Below are 18062 nucleotides of genomic sequence, written 5' to 3' on the forward strand. Positions count from 1 at the left end.
CATGGCGAACGTCCTGAAGCTGCAGAAGATGGTCACCGTCGAGGGCAACCCGATCGAGGACCAGGAGTCCATCAGCGTCTCGTCCTGCGACTCGCACTCCTGCTGACCCGAAGGGGCCTGACGGGCCCCGCGGAGCACTGACGCCCCACCGCACCGGCCGACCGGACGGCGGAAGAAAGAACCCACACAGAAGAGGAGCACACCATGGCGAACGTCCTGAAGCTGCAGAAGATGGTCACCGTCGAGGGCAACCCGATCGAGGACCAGGAGTCCATCAGCGTCTCGTCCTGCGACTCGCACAGCTGCTGACCCGAAGAGGTCTCCTGGGCCCCGGCGGAGCCGCGCCGCCGGGGCCCGCCCCTTTTCCCCGCACCACCCGTACGGAAGGGAAACGCCCGTGCTCTCCTGGCAATCGCTCCAGTACTACCTCCAGTTCGACCGGCGCTGGTACGAGACCGCCGAGCGCCACCGCCCCGCCCCGGCGCACCTCGCGGCCTTCCGTGAACTCGTCCCCGACGGCTGGGCCACCCGGCGGCGCGGCCTGTGGTTCATCGCCGACCCGCCCGGCCGCAACACCCCCGCGCAGGGGTGGAAGCTGCACGTCACCGCGGCGGCGGGGGAGAGCGAGGAGGTGCTGCGGCTCGCCCTGCCGGTGCTGTTCGCGCACAACGTGGCGTTCAAGTTCCTGATCGACCCGTGGTCGGTGGAGCTGACCAGCGGCAAGACCTTCTCCCGCACCGCCAGCGGCAAGTTCATCACCGTCTACCCGGCCGACGACGCCGAATTCCACGCGGTGGGCAAGGAGTTGGCCGAGGCCCTGGAAGGCCGCACCGGCCCGTACATCCTCTCCGACCGGCGCTGGCCCGGCTCGACGGCCGTCTACTACCGCTACGGCGGCTTCGCCGCGATCAAGCGGCTGCGGGCCGACGGCATCAACGACCTGATGATCGCCACCCCGGACGGCACCCTGGTCCCCGATGTCCGCAACCCGTACTTCGAGACGCCGCCGTGGGTCACCGACCCGTTCCCGCCCGAACAGGCCGAGGAGGAAGACGCGCTGAACGGCCGTTACGTGGTGACGGGCGCGCTGATGTTCGGCAACCGGGGCGGCGTCTACCTGGCGACCGACCGGGAGACCGACGCGCAGGTGGTGCTCAAGGAGGCCCGCCCGGGCGTGCTGGTCGGGCGGCCCGGACGGGCGGCCACCGAGGTGCTGGAGAAGGAGTACCAGGTGCTGTCGGAACTCGCCGACACCGGGTACTACGTGAAGCCGCTGGACTTCTTCCACGAAGCCGGCCACGCCTTCCTGGTCGAGGAGTACGTCGACGGGCCGCACTACAGCCGCAACTGCATCGCCACCAACCCCGTGATCACCGGCAAGCTGGACGGCGAAAGCCTGCGCACCTACTACCGCGCGCAGCGCGCGGTGTGGCGGCAGATCGCCGAGGCCGTCGCCGCCGCCCACCGCCGCGGCATCCTGCTCGGCGACCTCTCCTACACCAACGTGCACATCACCAAGGACGGCCGGGCCGTGCTGCTCGACCTGGAGGCCGCCGTCCGCGAGGGCATCGACCCGCACCTCGGCGTGCACACCATCGGCCTGGCCAGCCCCCGGCTGCGCGCCACCAACCGCTACGACCGGGCCAACGACTGGCACTGCCTCGGCGCGCTGATCTTCTCCTCCGTCATGGTGGTCAACAACACCATCGGCTTCCACCGCCCCGCCCAGGAGCGGTTCCTGGACGCGCTCACCGAGGACCTCGCGCTGCCCGCCGAACTCGCCTCGCTGATCCGGGACCTGACCGACCCGGAGGCCGTGGACGGCGACTTCGACCCGGACGAGCTGCTGAAGCGGATCGACGCGCTGCCGTTCGACGACCCCGCGCTGTGGACGTCCCCCGTTCCGCTCACCGAACCCGCCGACCGCCGCTACCGCGACCCCGAGGCCCTGCCCGGGCTGCGGGACGCCGACCTCGCCGCCACGGTCGAGGGCATCGCCGCCGAGATCGAGGCCGCCGCCGACGCGCAGCGCGCCGACCGGCTGTTCCCCAGCAACCCGCTGGTCCACCAGACCAACCCGCTCTCCCTCGCGTACGGCGCCACCGGCATCCTGTACGGCCTGCACCGGCTGCGCGGCAGCGTGCCCGACCGGCTGCTCGGCTGGGCGCTCGCCAAGGACGTCGACCCCGCCGCGTACCCGCCCGGCCTGTACCTCGGCCAGTCCGGCCTGGCCTGGGCGTTCGATGCGCTCGGCCACCCCGCCGTCGCCCGCGCCCTGATGGCCTCCGCCCGCCGCCACCCGCTGCGCAACGCCCTCCCCGGCATCCTGCACGGCACCGCCGGCCACGGCCTCGCCGCCCTGCACCTGTGGCACCGCCAGCACGACCCCGAACTGCTCGCCGACGCCGTCGCCGACGGCGAACACCTCGCCGCCACCGCCGTCCACGGCCCCGACGGCCCGCACTGGCCGCAGCCCATCGTCGGCGACGACCGGCTCCACACCCGGCTCGGCCACGGCCACGGCGGCAGCGGCATCGCCCTGTTCCTGCTCTACCTGCACCTCGCCACCGGCGAGGAACGCTGGTACACCCTCGGCCGCGCCGCACTCGGCCACGACCTCGCGCACGCCGCCACCCTCCCCGGCGGCACCCTCGGCTTCCCGTCCCGCACCGGCCCCGCCGAAGGCCGCACCATCCTGCGCAACTACTGGGACGAGGGCACCGCCGGCGTCTCGGTGGCCGTCGTCCGCTACCTCACCGTCCGGCCCGACGACGAGCAACTCGCCGCCGTCACCGAGGACCTGCTGCGCGACTCGGCCCGCCGCTACGCCGTCTTCCCGCACCTCGCGCACGGCCTCGCCGGACTCGGCAACGTCCTGCTCGACGCGGGCGAACTGCTCGGCGAACAGCGGTGGCTGGACGAAGCCCGCCGGGTCGCCGACGGCATCCTGCTCAGCCGGATCGAACAGGACGGCGAGATCCCCGGCGGGATCGGCTTCCCCGGCGAACAGGCCCTGCGGGAGAGCTGCGACCTGGCCACCGGCTCGATCGGCGTCGCGCTCTTCCTCGACCGGCTGCGCCTCGCCCGCCCCGGCACCCGCACCGACTTCCACTTCACCGTGGACGGACTGCTGCCGTGACCAGCGACGTGGCAACCGATGTACGACCGGCCCGGGACCGGCGCTTTCTGCGCCGGTTCCGGCTGGTCGGGGCGAACCCGATGTTCCGGCGGCTGTGGATCGGCCAGTTCACCTCCGAACTCGGCAGCTCCATGAGCGTGCTGGCGGTCCCCCTGCTGGCCGTCGCGGTCACCGGATCGCCCGCCAAGGCCAGCCTGCTCGCCACCCTCGGCTTCCTCGCCACCTGGCTCACCGCCGCCCCCTGCGGCCAGCTCGCCGACCGGATCCCGCCGCGCCGGCTGATGCTCGCCTGCGACACCGTCCGGCTCACCGCCGTCACCGCCGTCGCCGTCACCACCCTCACCGGCGGCCCGCCGCTGTGGCTGCTCGCCGTCACCACCGTCGTCTCCGGCACCGCGATCACCGCGTTCGGGCCCGCCGCCGGGAAGATGCTGCGCACCATCGTCCCCGCCGAGCAACTGCCCGAGGCGGTCGCCGCCAACCAGGTCCGCGGCTACAGCGCCTCCATCGTCGGCCCCGCCGCCGGCGGCGCCCTGTTCGGCCTGGCCCGGGCCGTGCCCTTCGTCGCGGACGCCATCAGCTACCTGGTCTCGCTGGCCTGCGTGCGCGGCCTGCCGTCCGGCGCCGGTGACGGCCCGACGGCCCGCGGCTGGCCCCGGCTGCGGGAAGGCCTCGCCGTCATCCGCCGCACCCCGTTCCTGCGGGCGTCCCTCGCCTACTCGGTGCCCGGCAACCTCGCCGTCTCGATGCTCATGTACATCCTGCTGCTGCGCCCCGGCGCGGCCGGCGGCGGCACCGGACTCGCGTTCAGCGCCGCCGCCGCCTGCGGACTGGTCGGCTCGCTGTTCGCCGCGGGCGCGCACCGCCGCTACGGCCTGTGGCGGCTCATGGCCGGCACGGCCGCGCTGCGGCTGCTCGCCACGCTCGCCGTCGGCCTGAGCGCCGGCCGGCTCGGCCCCGCGGCGGCCCTCGCCCCCGTCCTGCTGCTCGCCCCCGTGGTCGGCGCCGCGCTCGGCACCACCACCCTGCTGGTCGTCGACTACGACGTCTACGGCCGGGTCAGCGGCACCACCTCGTTCATCGGCGGCGCGCTCCAGCCGATCGCCCCGCTGGCCGCCGGCGCACTGCTCCAACTCGGGGGCACCGGCGCGGCGCTGGGCGTGGTGGCCGCACTGTTCGGCCTGGTGCTGGTCGCGGTCCTGGCGGGACGGCAGAGCCTGGACATCAGACTGGAGGGGAAGACCATCGTCCCGGCGGGCCGGGGAGCGAAGCCCGCACCGGTGACATGACGACCACCCCGGCCACCGAGGTCGGCGGCCGGGGCGGTCAGGGTCTTTCAGGCGGGCTGCTTCGCCGCCCCGTGCAGTTCGGCGGTGAGCGTCGGGTCGTGGATCAGGATGCGCTGGGTGAGGTGGGCGAGCTCGGGGCCGGGGTGGACGCCCAGTTCGTCGCGCAGGGTGCGGCGGGCGGTGTGCAGGACGGCCGCCGCCTCGGCCTGGCGGCCGCTGCGGTAGAGGGTGCGGGCGCGCAGGGCCCAGCCGGACTCGCGCAGCGGGGCCTCGGTGGTGAGCAGGGCGCACTCGGTGATGGCGAGATGGTGGGCGTCCAGGGTGAGCAGCGCCCAGGCGCGGATCTCCCGCGCGGTACATCGCAGTTCGGTCAGCCGCCAGCGCTCCGGGTCCAGGAAGGCCAGGTGGGCGAGGTCGGCGTAGGCCGGGCCGCGCCAGAGGACCAGGGCCAGGTCGGTGGCGGCGAGGGCCTCGGTGGGGCGGTGGGCGCGATGGGCGATGCCGGCCCGCTCGACGAGCGCGGCGAACTTCCGGGCGTCGAGCGCGTCCGGGGCGAGCCGCAGGCGGTAGCCGCCGGGCTCGTGGCGCAGCACGGCGGACTCCCGTCCGGCCGGGCGGTGGGGGTCCAGGGCGCGGCGCAGGTCGGCCACGCAGGTGTGCAGGGCGTGCCGCGGGCTGGCCGGCAGGCGGTCCTCCCAGACGGCGTCGATCAGATCCTGTTCGGGGACGACTGCGCCGCCCGCCGCGGCCAGCGCGGCCAGCACCGCGCGCGGCCGGGGCCCGCCGAGCCGCACCCGTACACCGTCGACCGTGGCGGCCATCGGGCCGAGAACCTGCACCGCTGTCTCTGTCGTGGTCGCATCCATGTACTGAGCCTGGCGCCGCCCGCCCCCTGGGCCCATCCGGCCGGACCCCCGTATTCCGCATCCCGCCCCCGGGTGCCCGCCCCCATTCCCCCGGGGGGTCGCCCGCCCCGCCGCCGGAATATGGGGGCCGGCCCCCATGTGGTGGGGGCTGCCGCCCGCCCATGCTTGCCAACATGACGGATTCCACAGCCACCTGGGGCCGGCCCGGCGAAAGCGCCTGGTGGGCACCGGCGTTGACCCTGACCGAACGCGTGACCGGCCCGGCCGGCGCCGCGCCGGGCCCCGTGCCCGACGGGGCCGCGGCGTCGGTGGATCGCCGGCTCGCCGTCTGGGAGCGGGAGCTCGACGGCCGCCTGGACGCCTGGCTGGCCGACCTGGGCGCGGACCGGGACCGGCTGCGGGCGCTGCTGGCCGAGCCGGCGGACCGCCTGGCGGCACGCGCCGGGGAGCAGCCCGACTGGGCGGTCTTCGTCCGGCGCGCGGTGGCCGCCGCGTCCGTCGGCCCGGAAGTGTCCGGCGACGGCTCGCGGCCGCGGGCGGAAGGGTTCGCGGCCGTGGTGGCCCCGTTCACCGCCACCGCGCTGGCCGCGCTGCGCGACGACCCGGACTGGAAGGCCGTCGGCGACCACGCGGAACTGGCCGCCCTCGAAGGGGACTTCGAGCAGAACCTGACGGCCCGGCTGGCGCGGATCGCCGGCCGGACCCTGGTCCTGGAACTGAACGTGGCCCGGATCGGCGGCGCGCTGCACGGGACGGACGGCACCGAGCGGTTCGCCGACTTCGTCCGGCAGGCCGCGACACCCGAACGGCTGGCCGCACTGGTCACCGAATACCCGGTGCTGGCCCGGCTGCTGGCGCACTGCTGCCAGGACACGGTGGCCGCCTGGACCGAACTGGCCGGCCGGTTCGCCGCCGACCGGGCCGCCCTGGTCGGGGAACTGTTCGACGGCGTCGACCCGGGCCGGCTGGTCCGGGTCCGGACCGGGGCGGGCGACCGGCACGCCCACGGCCGGACGGTGGCCGTCCTGCGGTTCGCCGACGGGCGGCGCGCGGTGTACAAGCCGCGCCCGCTCGGCGTCCACCGGCACTGGAACCGGCTGCTGCGGCTGCTCGGCGAAACGGCGCCGAACACCGCGCTGCGCACCCTCACCGTCCTGGACCGGGACGCCTACGGCTGGCTGGAGTTCGTCGAGCCGGGGCCCTGCTCGGACCGGCGCGGCGTGGAACGCTTCTACCGGCGGCTCGGCATGCAACTGGCGCTGCTGCACGTGCTCGGCGGCACCGACATCCATTACGAGAACCTGATCGCGGCCGGTGACCAGCCCGTCCTGGTCGACCTGGAGACGCTGTTCCACCCCGACCTCCGGCCGGCCGAGCCGCTCGGCGACGACCCGGCGCGCCGGGTGCTCGCCGACTCGGTGCAGCGGATCTCGCTGCTGCCGTTCCCGATGTTCGGCGAGCACGGCGCACTCGACGTCTCGGGCCTCGGCGGGGACGACGGAGCGCCGCTGCCGATGTCCGTGCCCGGCTGGGCGGACGCCGGCACCGACCGGATGCGGCTGGTGCGCGAGCAGGGCCGGCTGCGGCGCGCCGACAATCGGCCCCGGCTCGACGGGGCGGACGTCGACCCGCAGGAGTACACCGAGGCCCTGGTCGCCGGATTCCGGTCCGGCTACCGGGCGCTCGCCGACGCCGCGCCCCAACTCCTCGCCCCCGGCGGCCCGGTGGAGAGCTTCGCGGCCGACACCGTGCGCGTCGTGGTCCGCCCCACCCGGCGGTACGCGACGCTGCTGGAGGAGTCCACCCACCCCGACGCGCTGCGCGACGGCCTCGACCGCGACCGGCTGCTCGCCCTGCTCTGGCGCGAGTCCGCCGACGACCCGCACCGCCGCCCGCTCGCCGCCTCCGAACACGCCGAACTCTGGCGCGGCGACATCCCGCTGTTCACCGCCACCGTCGCCGACGGACGCCTGCACGCCGACGGCCGCCCCTGCGGCCCGGCCCCCGCCGACAGCGGACTCGACCGGACCCGGCGGCGGATCGCCGCCCTCGACCGCACCGACCTCTACGACCAGGAGTGGATCGTCCGGGCCGCGCTGGCCACCCGCTCCGCCGGACCCGGCGCGGCACCGGCCGCCCCGGCCGCGCGCTCGCGCCCGCCCGTCGCCCCCGACCCCGACCGGCTGCTCGCCGCCGCCTGCGACCTCGCCGACCGCATCCTGGCCCGCGCCCACGGCGACCGGCAGCGCGTCAACTGGCTCACCCTGGAACCGATCACCGACCGCCAGTGGGCCCTGATGCCGCAGGGCGCGGCCCTCGAAGGCGGCTACCTCGGCACCGCGCTGTTCCTCGGCCAGCTCGCCGCCCTCACCGGCACCGCCCGCTACGCCGAGACCGCGCGCCGCGCCGTCCGGGCCCTGCCCCCGCTGCTCGACGCACTCGCCAAGGACCCCGCCCACCTGGACGCCGTCGGCGCGGGCGGCTTCACCGGACTCGCCGGCATCGCCTACGGGCTGGCCCGACTGGACGCGCTGCACCTCGACGACACCGGCGTGCTCGCCGAGGCCGCCCGGGCGGCCGTCCGGCTCACCGCCCGCGCCGCGAACGCCGCACCGCCCGAAGACCCCGACCCCGACGGGCAGTTGCTCTCCGGCGACGCCGGATGCCTGGCCGCCGTACTGGCCGTCCACCGGCTCACCGGCGACCCGGCCGCCGCCGCCGTCGCCGACCACTGCGCCCAGCGGCTCGCCGCCACCCCCGACCCCACCCCCGACGGCGCCGCCTACCGCCGCTGGGCCCTGCACCGCTACGCCGCCACCGGCCGGAGCGTCCCGCTGCCCGAGCCCGCCCCCGCCGGGGCGCTCGGCCCCGGCGCCCGCCTGGCGGCCGCCCGCACCCCCGGGACGGCACTGCCCCCGGCGCCCGCCGGACCCGCCGCCGACCACAGCCTGCTGCACGGCGACAGCGCCACCCTGGAACTCCTGCTCACCGACCACCCCACCCGCGCGGCCACCCGGGCCGCCACCCTGCTCGGCGAGCTCGACCACGCCGGGCCCCGCTGCGCCACTCCCTCCGGCATCCCCACCCCGGCCCTGCTCACCGGCCTCGCCGGCATCGGCCACACGCTGCTGCGCCTCGCCCACCCCGCCGACGTGCCCTGCGTCCTGCTGCTGGAACCACCCCGCAGCTGACCGTCCGCGAGCCGTGGCAAAGCTCCCGCACCACCCCTGGTCCGACGCCCGTCGGACGGAACTTGCGTCACGGCAGCCCCACCCGGCCTGCCGATCACCTCACCACCCAGGAGGACCACCATGACCACCGCCACCCTCGTCGCCCCGTGGGAGCTCTCCGAGACCGCTGCCGCCGAGCGGACGCCGCACCCCGCCGGCGAGATCGTCCCGGCCCTGCGCGGAACCGAACTCCCGCGCATGCGGCGGGCGTTGGTGCTGGCCGGCTGGGTCTCGCCGGACCTCGGCACGATCGACATCGGCACCAACGACACGACCACCCCGTCCACTCTCACCTCCCTCTCGTTCACCCAGGACTGACGGGGTGCGAAAAGTCCCCATGGCCCGATGACGGCGCGGGCGGTTAGCCTGCGTGAATGCTCACCTCCTCCCCTTATGTCGTGGGTCGCGCCGAGGAACTGCGGGTCCTGCTCGACGGGTTGATCGACGCCCGTCGGCGGCAGGGGCGCGCGGTGTTCGTCGGCGGCGAAGCCGGTATCGGCAAGACCCGGCTGGTGGCCGACTGCGCCTACCGGGCCGTCGCGGACGGGATGGCGGTGCTGCGGGGCCGGGGCAGCAGTGCCGGGGCGCCGGTGCCGTTCCGGCCGATCGCCGAGGCGCTGCTGTCGCTGTTCCGGGTCAGCGGGCCGCCGCAGGACCCGGCGCTCGCACCGTACCGGTCCGCGCTGGCGGCGCTGGTCCCGGACTGGCGCGGTGAGCAACGCCCCGCCGCACCACCGTCGTTGACGGACATCGCCGAGGCGCTGCTGCGGCTGCTCGGCGCGGTCGGCCGGGAGGACCCGGAGCGGCCGCCGCGCGGCTGCCTGCTGATCGTCGAGGACCTGCACGAGGCGGACGCGGAGACCCTCGCCGTGCTCGACTACGTGATCGACAACCTCGACGGCCTGCCCGTCCTGCTGGTCGCGACACTGCGTCAACACCCGTGCCCCGCACTCGACCTGGCGCTCGACGCGGCCGCCCGCCGGCAGGCCAGACGGCTCGACCTGCACCCGCTGGACGGCGGACAGACCGCCGAACTCGCCGCCGCCTGCCTGTCCGCCGCACCCGGCGCACTGCCCGCCGCCGTGGTCGAACGGGTGGTCCGGGACGCGGGCGGAAACCCGTTCGTGATCGAGGAGTTGCTCAGCGGAATGGTCACCGCGGGGGCGCTGCGCCGCGACCCCGAGCGCGGGTGGGAGGTGTTCGGGGACCTCGGCATCGAGGTACCCACCACCGTGGTGCGCAGCGTCGTGCAGCGGGCGGCCCGGATCGACCCGGCGGGCCGCGAGATGCTCAACGTCGCCGCCGTGCTCGGACGGCGGTTCGCGCTGCCGGTGCTGCAACTGGTCACCGGGCTGGACGACCGCAGCCTGCTGATCCACCTGCGGGCCGGGATCGACGCCCGGCTGCTGTCGCCCAGCGGGCCGGTCGCCGACCGGTACGAGTTCCGGCACGCGCTGGTCGCGGACGCGCTGCTGGCCGACCTGCTGCCCGCCGAACGGGCCGCGATCGCCCGGCGCGCCGCCGGCGAGGTGGAGCGCGCCTACCCCGGACTGCCCGGCGAGTGGCGGCAGTTGGTGGCCGTGCTGCGCCAGTCGGCGGGCGAACCCGAGGCCGCCGCCCGGCTGTTCGCCGAGGCCGCCGAGGAGGCCCGGCAGGGCGGGGCGACCGAGTCCGCCGTCGCCCTGCTGGAACGCGCCCTGGAACTGGTCGGCGGGGACGGCGCCGCCACGGCCGCCGCCAGCGGGATCCGCGAGCAGCTGGCGCACGCCCTCGCCGACAGCGGCCGGTTCGACCAGGCCCGCGAGCTCGCCCGGACGCTCCCGCTGGGCGGCCCGGCCGCGCTCGGCGACGACCGCACCGCCGCCCTGCACCTGCGCCTGGCCCGCGCCGCCGTCACCGCCGGGCGCCTCGCGGACGCCGCCGAACAGGCCGCCCTGGTCCGCACCCTGCTCGGCCCGGCGGCCGGCTCCGAGCGGACCTGCGCACTCGAGGTGGTGGAGGCGCACCTCGCGCTGGCGGGCGTCGACGGCCCCACGGGCGACGGCGAGACCCGGACCGCCGTCGCCGAACGGCTGGCCCGCCGCGCCGCCGAGCGGGCCGAGGCCGCCGGACTGCCCGAAGTCGCCTGCCAGGCATGGCAGTTGCTCGCCCTGCTGGAACGCCGGAACGGCTTCGACCGCGCGGACGCCTGCCTGCGGCGGCTGCTCGAGCTGGCCGCCCGGCACCGGCTCCCCGGCTGGCAGGTGGACGCCCAACTGCGGCTCGGCGTCAACGAGTTCATGCAGGTCGGGGAGTCCGTCCAACTGGAACGGGCGCACCGGGCCGCGCTCGACCTGGGCGCGCTCGACCTGGTCCGCTCCGCCGAGGCGACGCTCGCCATGCACGCCGTCCTGCGCGGCGACTACGCCCGGGCCCGCGCACTCACCGACCAGGGCCTGGAGGCCAGCGCCCGGCTGCGCAACGTCGACCACCACCAGTTCCTGCTGCTGACCCGGGCGATGGTCGCCGCCCACCAGGGCCGACGGGCCGAAATGGCCGAGGTGCTGGCCGAGTTCGACCGCTGGGACGGCGCCGAGTCGCTGCAGCTGCCGCTCGCCCACGGCAACTGCCGGGCGGTGTGCGCGCTGCTGGAGGAGGACCGGGCGCTGGCCCTCGCCGAGTTCGACCGGGCCCGCCGCTGGGAGGCCCGGCACCCGTCCGTCTTCTACCTGAACGGCGCGCACGGCCTGCACCCGCTGCTGCGCGCACTGGCCGGCACCGAGACCGCCGAGGAACACGCCCGGACGGCCGCCGACCACGCCGCCGCGCTGGCCTGGAACCGGCAGTTCGAGCGGCTCGCGCACGCCGTCCACCTGGGCCGCGCCGGGCAGGCGGGCCCGGCCGCCGAGGCGGTCGCGGAGGCCGCGCGGGCGGCCCGCCCGTTCGAGATGGCCCGCCACCTGGGCCTGCGGCTGGTCGCGGAGGCCGCGCTCGCCGACGGCTGGGGCGAGCCGGTGGCGTGGCTGCGCAGCGCCGAGGAGTACTTCCACCGCGCCGGCGTACCGGCCGTCGGCGCCGCCTGCCGCCGCCTGCTGCGCGAGGCCGGGGCGAGCGTCCCGCAGCGGCGCACCGGCACCGAACAGGTCCCGGAGCAGCTGCGCGGGCTGCGGGTGACGGTGCGCGAGTACGAGGTGGTGCTGCTGGTCGCGCAGCGGCTCGGCAACCAGGAGATCGCCGCCCGCCTGAGCATCTCGCCGCGCACGGTGGAGAAGCACGTCGCCAGCCTGCTGGAGAAGGCCGGCCGCCCGAACCGGGCGGCCCTGGCGGACTGGGCGGCCGGCGTCACCGCCCCGTGATCAGAGCTCCGCCGGGCGCCCGATCGAGCAGACCAGTTCGCCGTCCTGCGCGTCCGCGACGATGGTGTCGCCGGGCTGGAGGTCGCCGGAGAGCAGCATGGTGGCGAGCCGGTTGTCCAGCTGGGTCTGGATGGTGCGGCGCAGCGGCCGGGCGCCGAACTCGGGCTGGTGGCCGCGGTCGACCAGCCACCGCTTCGCCGCCTCGGTGACGTCGAGTTCGAGGCCCTGGGCCCGCACCCGCCGTTCGGAGTTGGCGAGCATCAGGTCGACGATCCGCAGCAGGTCGTACTCGCCGAGCGCGTCGAAGACGATGATGTCGTCGATCCGGTTGAGGAACTCGGGCAGGAAGCGGGCGCGGAGTTCGGCCATCAGCCGGTCGCGGATCTCTTCGGTCTCGCCGCGGTGGGAGAGGATCAGCTGCGAGCCGATGTTGGAGGTCATGATGACCACGGTGTTGCGGAAGTCGACGGTGCGGCCCTGGGCGTCCGTCAGCCGCCCGTCGTCGAGGACCTGGAGCAGCGCGTTGAACACGTCGGGGTGGGCCTTCTCCACCTCGTCGAACAGCAGCACGCTGTACGGGCGGCGGCGGACGGCCTCGGTGAGCTGCCCGGCCTCCTCGTAGCCGACGTAGCCGGGCGGGGCGCCGACCAGGCGGGAGACGGTGTGCTTCTCCTGGAACTCGCTCATGTCGAAGCGCACCAGCCGGTCCTCGTCCCCGAAGATCAACTCGGCCAGGGCCTTGGCGAGTTCGGTCTTGCCGACGCCGGTCGGGCCGAGGAACAGGAACGAGCCGACCGGCCGGTTCGGGTCGGCCATGCCGGCCCGGCTGCGGCGGACCGCCTCGGAGACCGCGACCACCGCCCTGTCCTGGCCGATCACCCGGTTGTGGAGTTCGTCCTCCAGCTTGAGCAGCCGGGCCTTCTCGTCCTCGGTGAGCTGGGAGACCGGGATGCCGGTCTGCCGGGACAGCACGTCGGCGATGTCGTCCACGGTGACGGAGACGACGCCCTCGCGGCGCTCCTCGATCTCGGCGTTCTGCGACTCCAGGTCGGCGATCCGGGTCTTGAGTTCGGAGGCGCGGGTGAAGTCCTCGGCGGCGACCGCCTCGTCCTTCTCCCGGCGCAGCTTGGCGAGTTCGTCCTCCCGGCCGATCACCTCGGTGGAGCGGCCCAGGCCGCGCAGCCGGACCCGGGCGCCGGCCTGGTCCATCAGGTCGATCGCCTTGTCGGGCAGGAAGCGGTCGGAGACGTACCGGTCGGACAGGTCGGCGGCGGCGCGCAGCGCCTCGTCGGTGAAACGCACCTGGTGGTGGGCCTCGTACGAGTCGCGCAGGCCCTCCAGGATCTGCACGGTCTCCTCGATGGACGGCTCCGGGATCAGCACCGGCTGGAAGCGGCGCTCCAGGGCCGCGTCCTTCTCGATGTGCTTGCGGTACTCGTCGATGGTGGTGGCGCCGATGACGTGCAGCTCGCCGCGGGCCAGGGCCGGCTTGAGCATGTTGCCGGCGTCCATCGCGCTCTCGCCGCCGGCGCCCGCGCCGACCACGGTGTGCAGTTCGTCGATGAACAGGATGGTCGAGTCGGCGGCCTCGCGGACCTCGTCGATGACGTTCTTCAGCCGTTCCTCGAACTCGCCGCGGTACTTGGCGCCCGCCACCAGCCCGGACAGGTCCAGGGCGACCACCCGGCGGTCCTTCAGCGTGGCCGGGACGTCCCCGGCGATCACCCGCTGGGCGAGGCCCTCGACGATGGCGGTCTTGCCGACGCCGGGCTCGCCGATCAGCACCGGGTTGTTCTTGGAACGGCGGGACAGGATCTCGATGGTCTGCTCGATCTCCTCGGCCCGGCCGACCACCGGGTCCAGCTTGCCCAGCTTGGCGTCCTCGGTCAGGTCGCGGCCGTACTCGTCCAGGGTCGGGGTCTTGCTGTCCTCCTTCGCCGGGACGCCGCGCTCGCCGCGGGCCGCCGCCGCCTCGGCCCCGCGCCGCATCCGGGAGGCGTCGGCGCCGTGCGCGGCCAGCAGGCGGCCGGCCCCCGAGTCCGGGTCGTCCAGCAGGGCGGCCAGGATGTGCTCCGGCCCGATGTACGAGACGCCGGCGGCCTGCGAACGGGCGTGCGCCCCGATCAGCACCCGCTTGGCGGCGGGCGTCAGGCCCGGCTCCACGGACGGGTCGGCCTCGCCGGCCGGCAGCGTGCGGTCGATGGTCTCGGCGAGCGCGTCCGGGTCCGCGCCGGCCTGCGCGAGCAGCGAACGGGCCGGGTCCGTCAGGGTGGCCGCCCACAGCAGGTGCGGGGTGTCGAGGTCGGCGCTGCCGTCCTCCTGGGCGCGCAGTTCCGCGCGGGCGATCAAGTCCCGGGCGGACTGGGTGAGCAGCCGCCCGATCGGCACCCGCTGCACTGCGGGCGGGGAAGCGGCCGGGTTCAGGCCGAAGAAGCGATTCAGCAGTTCGGAGAAGGCGTCGTTGGAGCCGAGCGAGCCGAAGCCGGGCATGGTCATCGAGGGCACTCCATGGGCGGACGGGCAGCAGTCTCCAGAACTATGTCAATCCGTGCTATATGCCGCAAAACGGTGCGATCCGGACAGGCGGCGACTGCCGGGGACCCGCCCGCTCCCAGGAAGCTTCCAGGAACTTGGGACAGGCATTACCGGAGCATGGGACGCTGATGACCCGAACTCCGACGGGCACCCCGGGCCGACCGTCCGGGGTGCCCGTGCGTGCACCGGCCGAGGGGGAAGCCATGCCGACCACGGATCGCGCCACCCGGCGCCGTGGGATCGACGCACTCCTGCGACACTCCCCGCTCCAACCCGTCTTCCGCGCCCGCGCCGCCCACCGCCTCGCCGTCCTCGCCTACCACGGCATCGACGACCCCGCCGCGTTCCGCGCCCAGATGGAACGCCTGGCCTCCACCGCCCACCCCGTCAGCCCCGAACAGGTCGCCCGCGCCGCCGAACACCGCCGCCCACTCCCGCCCCGCAGCGTGCTCGTCACCTTCGACGACGGCGAGCCCACCGTCCTCACCCACGCCCTGCCGGTCCTCGCCCGGCTGCGCATCCCCGCCGCCGCGTACGTCATCACCGACCTGATCGACACCGACCGCCCCTACTGGTGGACCGAAGCCGCCCAGCTGATCCGGCGCGGCGGCCACACCCGCACACTGCACGGACTCGACTCCGGCGCCGCCGTCCACCACCTGAAGACCGTCCCCGACGCCGAACGCCTGCGCGCCCTCGCCGAGTTGCGCGCCACCGCGAAGCGACAGGCGCCCCCGCAGCGGCAGTTGACCGCGGCCGAGCTCCTCGCGCTGGTGTCCGGCGGTCTGACGGTCGGCAACCACACCGCCTCGCACCCCTGCCTGGACCACTGCTCCGACACCCAGCTGGACGCTCAACTCGTCCGCGCCCACGGCCGGTTGACCGAATGGCTCGGCCACCCGCCGACCACCTTCGCCTACCCCAACGGCAACCACGACCCGCGCGCCGAGACCGTGCTGCGCACCCTCGGCTACCGCACCGCGTTCCTCTTCGACCACCGCCACACCGCACTCGCCCCCGCCGAACGGCTGCGGATCAGCCGCCTGCGCGTCAACTCCCACACCGGCCGCGACCGCTTCGACACCATCCTGTCCGGCCTCCACCCGGCCGTGCACCGCCTGCGCGGCGGGCGGTGAGAAGGTGGGTGCTCCGGAGGGACCGACCGGCGGGTGGATACGGGACAACTCGCCTGCGGGCCGGAGGCGTTGCGCACTCGGGCCCGCCGGCCGGCTGCGGGTCGACGCGCGATTGGTTCGGGATCGCTCCGACACCGTTCCGCCCGGGCCGCGTCGCCTGCGTGACGGCGACCGAAGAGAGGGGGCCACATCGTGAAGGACGCGCCGGAGATCTTGCGCACACCCGAGCTGGACGGCGAACTCATCTGTGAATGGCGGCAGTTGATCGCCGACGACCCGGACGGCTCGTGGTTCGCCGGGCCGGACTGGGTGCTCGCCTGGTGGCGCACCCTCGGGGCCGGGCAGCGCGGCGAGATCGCCGTGTGGCGCGGAGCGGACGGGCGCGCCGAGGCGGTGGTGCCGCTGGCTCTCGCCCGGTTGCGCCCGCACCACCGGGTGCCGCTCGCGCTGCCGGTGCTCACCCTGCTCGGCGCCGGGCCCGGCGCGGCCGACCACTGCGGGCCCGCCGTCCGCCCGCACCGGCGGGGCGAGGTCGCCGCCTGGCTGGCCCGCCGCGCCCGCCGCCGCACCCTGTGGCTGCCCGCGCTGGACCCCGCGCACCGCGACCTGCTGCCGCCCGGCGCCCGCCCCGTTACCCGCAGCGCCTGCCCGCGACTCGACCTCACCGCCGGACCGGACCGGCTCGGCTCGCGCGACTTCCGCGCCGCCAACCGCCGCGTCCACCGCCGCCTGGCCGCTGCCGGCGTCACCTTCCACTGGGCGCCGCCCACCGCCGCCCCGCCCGCCGTACTGGACGAACTGCTGCGCCTGCACCGCCTGCGCCGGCAGGCCGCCGCCGGCGGGGTCAGCAGCTTCGACGCCGGCCGGCTCCCGCTGCACCGGGCGCTGCTGGAGACCGCCCGGCCCGGCTGCGGACCTTCCTTCCAACTCGCGTACTTCGAAGGCGAGTTGATCGGCGTGCTGTACGGCTTCCGGTGGGCCGACCGGTTCGCCTACTATCAGATCGGCTGGGACCAGCGGTGGGCCGCCGAATCGCTGGGCACCGCCCTGATCGACGCGGCGGTGCGCAACTGCGCGGCGGACGGCGTGCGGGTCTTCGACTTCCTGCGCGGCGACGAGCCGTACAAGTACCGGTTCGGCGCGCAGGACCGCACCGACACCGGGTGGCTGCTGCCGCGAGGCGCCGGCGGGGCGCTGCTCGGCGTCAAGTACCGCCTGCTCAGCCCTCGATGACGCCGTCCACGTACACCCACTCGCCCTGGTGACGGACGAACCGGCTGTTCTCCTGCATCGAACCGGCCCGCCCGCGCTCGCGGTAGTGGGCCCGGAACTCGACCGTGCCGTCCTGGTGGAACGGCCCGCCGTCGGTGGCGCCCAGGATCTCCAGCCGCTCCCAGCGCAGCGACGGATCCAAGTCGACGGACGCGGGCCGGGTGTCCGGGTGCCAGGAGCGCAGCAGGTACGGCTCGTCCCGCACCGCGAACGCACTGAACCGCGACCGCATCAACTGCTCGGCACTGCTCGCCGCGGCCTCGCCGCGGTGCAGCCGCCCGCAGCAGTCGGCGTACGCGGCGGGCAGTCCGCACGGGCAGGTGGTCGGAGCGGCGGCGGGGGACTGGGATGCGGAGGGGGTGCGTCGGCGGGCCATGGCCACCATTATCGCCGCCGCCGAGGCCGGCTCCCGCCGTCGCGAGGACGGCCCGGCGGCGGGCCCCCGAGAGGTGGTCCTCGCCGGTGGCCGCGCGTCCGCGACGTCACCCGCCCGGCCGCCGGCGCCGCCGCCGCTGGGCATGTCGAGGGCCCGGGGCGGACGAAGGTGAAGTCCATCGGCCGGGGGAAGGCGACCATCCACTTGCTTGCTCACCGACCCGCCCGCCTGCGTCGGTCGCCGGCGGTGTGGCGCGGTCAGACGCCGGTGGGCGCCTCGGAGGCGGGGACGCTCGGGGGAAACCCGCAGGCGTCGATCAGGTCGAAGACCAGCTCCTCGACGAACGGATCCGCCCGCTTGGCCAGGACCTCCGCGAGCGCGACCGGGTCGGCGGCGAAGCCGGCCTCGGCGGCCCACCGGGTGATCTGCTCGGCGGCGCCGGGCTCCGGCTGGGGGATCCCGTAGTCGGCCGCCATGACGGGGTCGAGCATGGTCGACCACCGCGCCCCGGACGGCGCCAGGCCGACGACCTCGCACACGTCGCTGTCCATGACGTTCGCGAGCAGGACCGGAGCGCCGGAGGTGTCGACGAGCTGCCGGAACGGCCGAAGTGAGTTGTCCCGGAGGCCGTGGAGGATCTGCAAGGTCTGCCAGCCGCCGGGGCGCGGCCAGCAGTCGGTCACGCAATCCGCGTGGCCCTCCGCGCAACCGGCCGCGAACATGGCAAGCTCGCGAAGCGGCCGGTCGCTGCGTGCCAGGACGAACTCTCCGGTGAAACCCATGTCTCCTCCTTGATCGATTTCTTGATCGATGCGCGGAGGCTAGGTGCTCGCAGTGACAGCCCGGCGCGCTGCGGCCGCGCTGCCACGCGGACGGGTGTGCCG

Annotated in this window: 11 protein-coding genes; 7 read left to right on the forward strand and 4 right to left on the reverse strand. The window is 75.3% G+C overall.

All coding sequences use genetic code 11. The features are described from left to right. Positions 1 to 397: 397 nt before the first annotated feature. Positions 398 to 3139 carry a class III lanthionine synthetase LanKC gene (gene lanKC, locus ACFYST_RS02740; RefSeq protein WP_387859401.1) on the forward strand — a complete coding sequence of 914 codons (2742 nt, stop codon included), beginning with the start codon at positions 398 to 400 and terminating at the stop codon, positions 3137 to 3139. Then, complete coding sequence (locus tag ACFYST_RS02745) at positions 3136 to 4428, forward strand: MFS transporter (RefSeq protein WP_387635321.1); 1293 nt, start codon at positions 3136 to 3138, stop codon at positions 4426 to 4428. The genes lanKC and ACFYST_RS02745 overlap by 4 nt, the downstream gene beginning before the upstream one ends. A gap of 47 nt (positions 4429 to 4475) precedes the next feature. Here ACFYST_RS02745 and ACFYST_RS02750 read toward each other — a convergent pair whose 3' ends face one another. Further along, positions 4476 to 5294 carry a BTAD domain-containing putative transcriptional regulator gene (locus tag ACFYST_RS02750; protein ID WP_387859402.1) on the reverse strand — a complete coding sequence of 273 codons (819 nt, stop codon included), beginning with the start codon at positions 5292 to 5294 and terminating at the stop codon, positions 4476 to 4478. Positions 5295 to 5467: 173 nt separating this feature from the next. Here ACFYST_RS02750 and lanM point away from each other — a divergent pair, with 173 nt between their 5' ends. The 3 genes from lanM to ACFYST_RS02765 all read left to right on the forward strand — a co-directional run bounded on the left by lanM (position 5468) and on the right by ACFYST_RS02765 (position 11859). Continuing rightward, entirely contained in the window at positions 5468 to 8485 is a 3018-nt protein-coding gene (lanM, locus tag ACFYST_RS02755) for a type 2 lanthipeptide synthetase LanM (RefSeq protein WP_387859404.1), read from the forward strand. 120 nt (positions 8486 to 8605) lie between these two features. Then, positions 8606 to 8842 (forward strand): hypothetical protein, encoded by a 237-nt coding sequence (locus ACFYST_RS02760; protein WP_387635311.1) that lies wholly within the window; start codon positions 8606 to 8608, stop codon positions 8840 to 8842. A gap of 56 nt (positions 8843 to 8898) precedes the next feature. Further along, positions 8899 to 11859, forward strand: a complete 2961-nt coding sequence (locus ACFYST_RS02765; protein ID WP_387859406.1) for a helix-turn-helix transcriptional regulator — start codon at positions 8899 to 8901, stop codon at positions 11857 to 11859. Here the strand turns inward: ACFYST_RS02765 and ACFYST_RS02770 are convergent, their stop codons facing one another. Next, on the reverse strand, positions 11860 to 14355 hold the full coding sequence (locus ACFYST_RS02770) for an ATP-dependent Clp protease ATP-binding subunit (protein ID WP_387859408.1): 2496 nt from the start codon (positions 14353 to 14355) through the stop codon (positions 11860 to 11862). Positions 14356 to 14597: 242 nt separating this feature from the next. Here ACFYST_RS02770 and ACFYST_RS02775 point away from each other — a divergent pair, with 242 nt between their 5' ends. Both ACFYST_RS02775 and ACFYST_RS02780 read left to right on the forward strand, forming a co-directional pair. Then, a complete protein-coding gene (locus tag ACFYST_RS02775) occupies positions 14598 to 15530 on the forward strand; it encodes a polysaccharide deacetylase family protein (RefSeq protein ID WP_387859409.1) in 933 nt (310 codons plus the stop codon). 213 nt (positions 15531 to 15743) lie between these two features. Beyond that, entirely contained in the window at positions 15744 to 16763 is a 1020-nt protein-coding gene (locus tag ACFYST_RS02780) for a GNAT family N-acetyltransferase (RefSeq protein ID WP_387859410.1), read from the forward strand. Here the strand turns inward: ACFYST_RS02780 and ACFYST_RS02785 are convergent. Both ACFYST_RS02785 and ACFYST_RS02790 read right to left on the reverse strand, forming a co-directional pair. Then, positions 16750 to 17178, reverse strand: a complete 429-nt coding sequence (locus ACFYST_RS02785; RefSeq protein WP_387859411.1) for a YchJ family protein — start codon at positions 17176 to 17178, stop codon at positions 16750 to 16752. The genes ACFYST_RS02780 and ACFYST_RS02785 overlap by 14 nt on opposite strands. A 257-nt stretch (positions 17179 to 17435) precedes the next feature. Next, positions 17436 to 17960, reverse strand: coding sequence for a hypothetical protein (locus tag ACFYST_RS02790; protein ID WP_387859412.1), 525 nt, complete (start codon positions 17958 to 17960; stop codon positions 17436 to 17438). Positions 17961 to 18062 lie beyond the last annotated feature (102 nt).

This window comes from Kitasatospora sp. NPDC004614 (assembly GCF_042873675.1).
GTDB lineage: Bacteria > Actinomycetota > Actinomycetes > Streptomycetales > Streptomycetaceae > Kitasatospora.

Coding starts and splice junctions, on each gene's coding strand:
- ACFYST_RS02750 (WP_387859402.1), bottom strand. CDS start 5,294: ATGGATGCGACCACGACAGAGACAGCGGTGCAGGTTCTCGGCCCGATG.
- lanM (WP_387859404.1), top strand. CDS start 5,468: ATGACGGATTCCACAGCCACCTGGGGCCGGCCCGGCGAAAGCGCCTGG.
- ACFYST_RS02760 (WP_387635311.1), top strand. CDS start 8,606: ATGACCACCGCCACCCTCGTCGCCCCGTGGGAGCTCTCCGAGACCGCT.
- ACFYST_RS02765 (WP_387859406.1), top strand. CDS start 8,899: ATGCTCACCTCCTCCCCTTATGTCGTGGGTCGCGCCGAGGAACTGCGG.
- ACFYST_RS02770 (WP_387859408.1), bottom strand. CDS start 14,355: ATGACCATGCCCGGCTTCGGCTCGCTCGGCTCCAACGACGCCTTCTCC.
- ACFYST_RS02775 (WP_387859409.1), top strand. CDS start 14,598: ATGCCGACCACGGATCGCGCCACCCGGCGCCGTGGGATCGACGCACTC.
- ACFYST_RS02785 (WP_387859411.1), bottom strand. CDS start 17,178: ATGGCCCGCCGACGCACCCCCTCCGCATCCCAGTCCCCCGCCGCCGCT.
- ACFYST_RS02790 (WP_387859412.1), bottom strand. CDS start 17,960: ATGGGTTTCACCGGAGAGTTCGTCCTGGCACGCAGCGACCGGCCGCTT.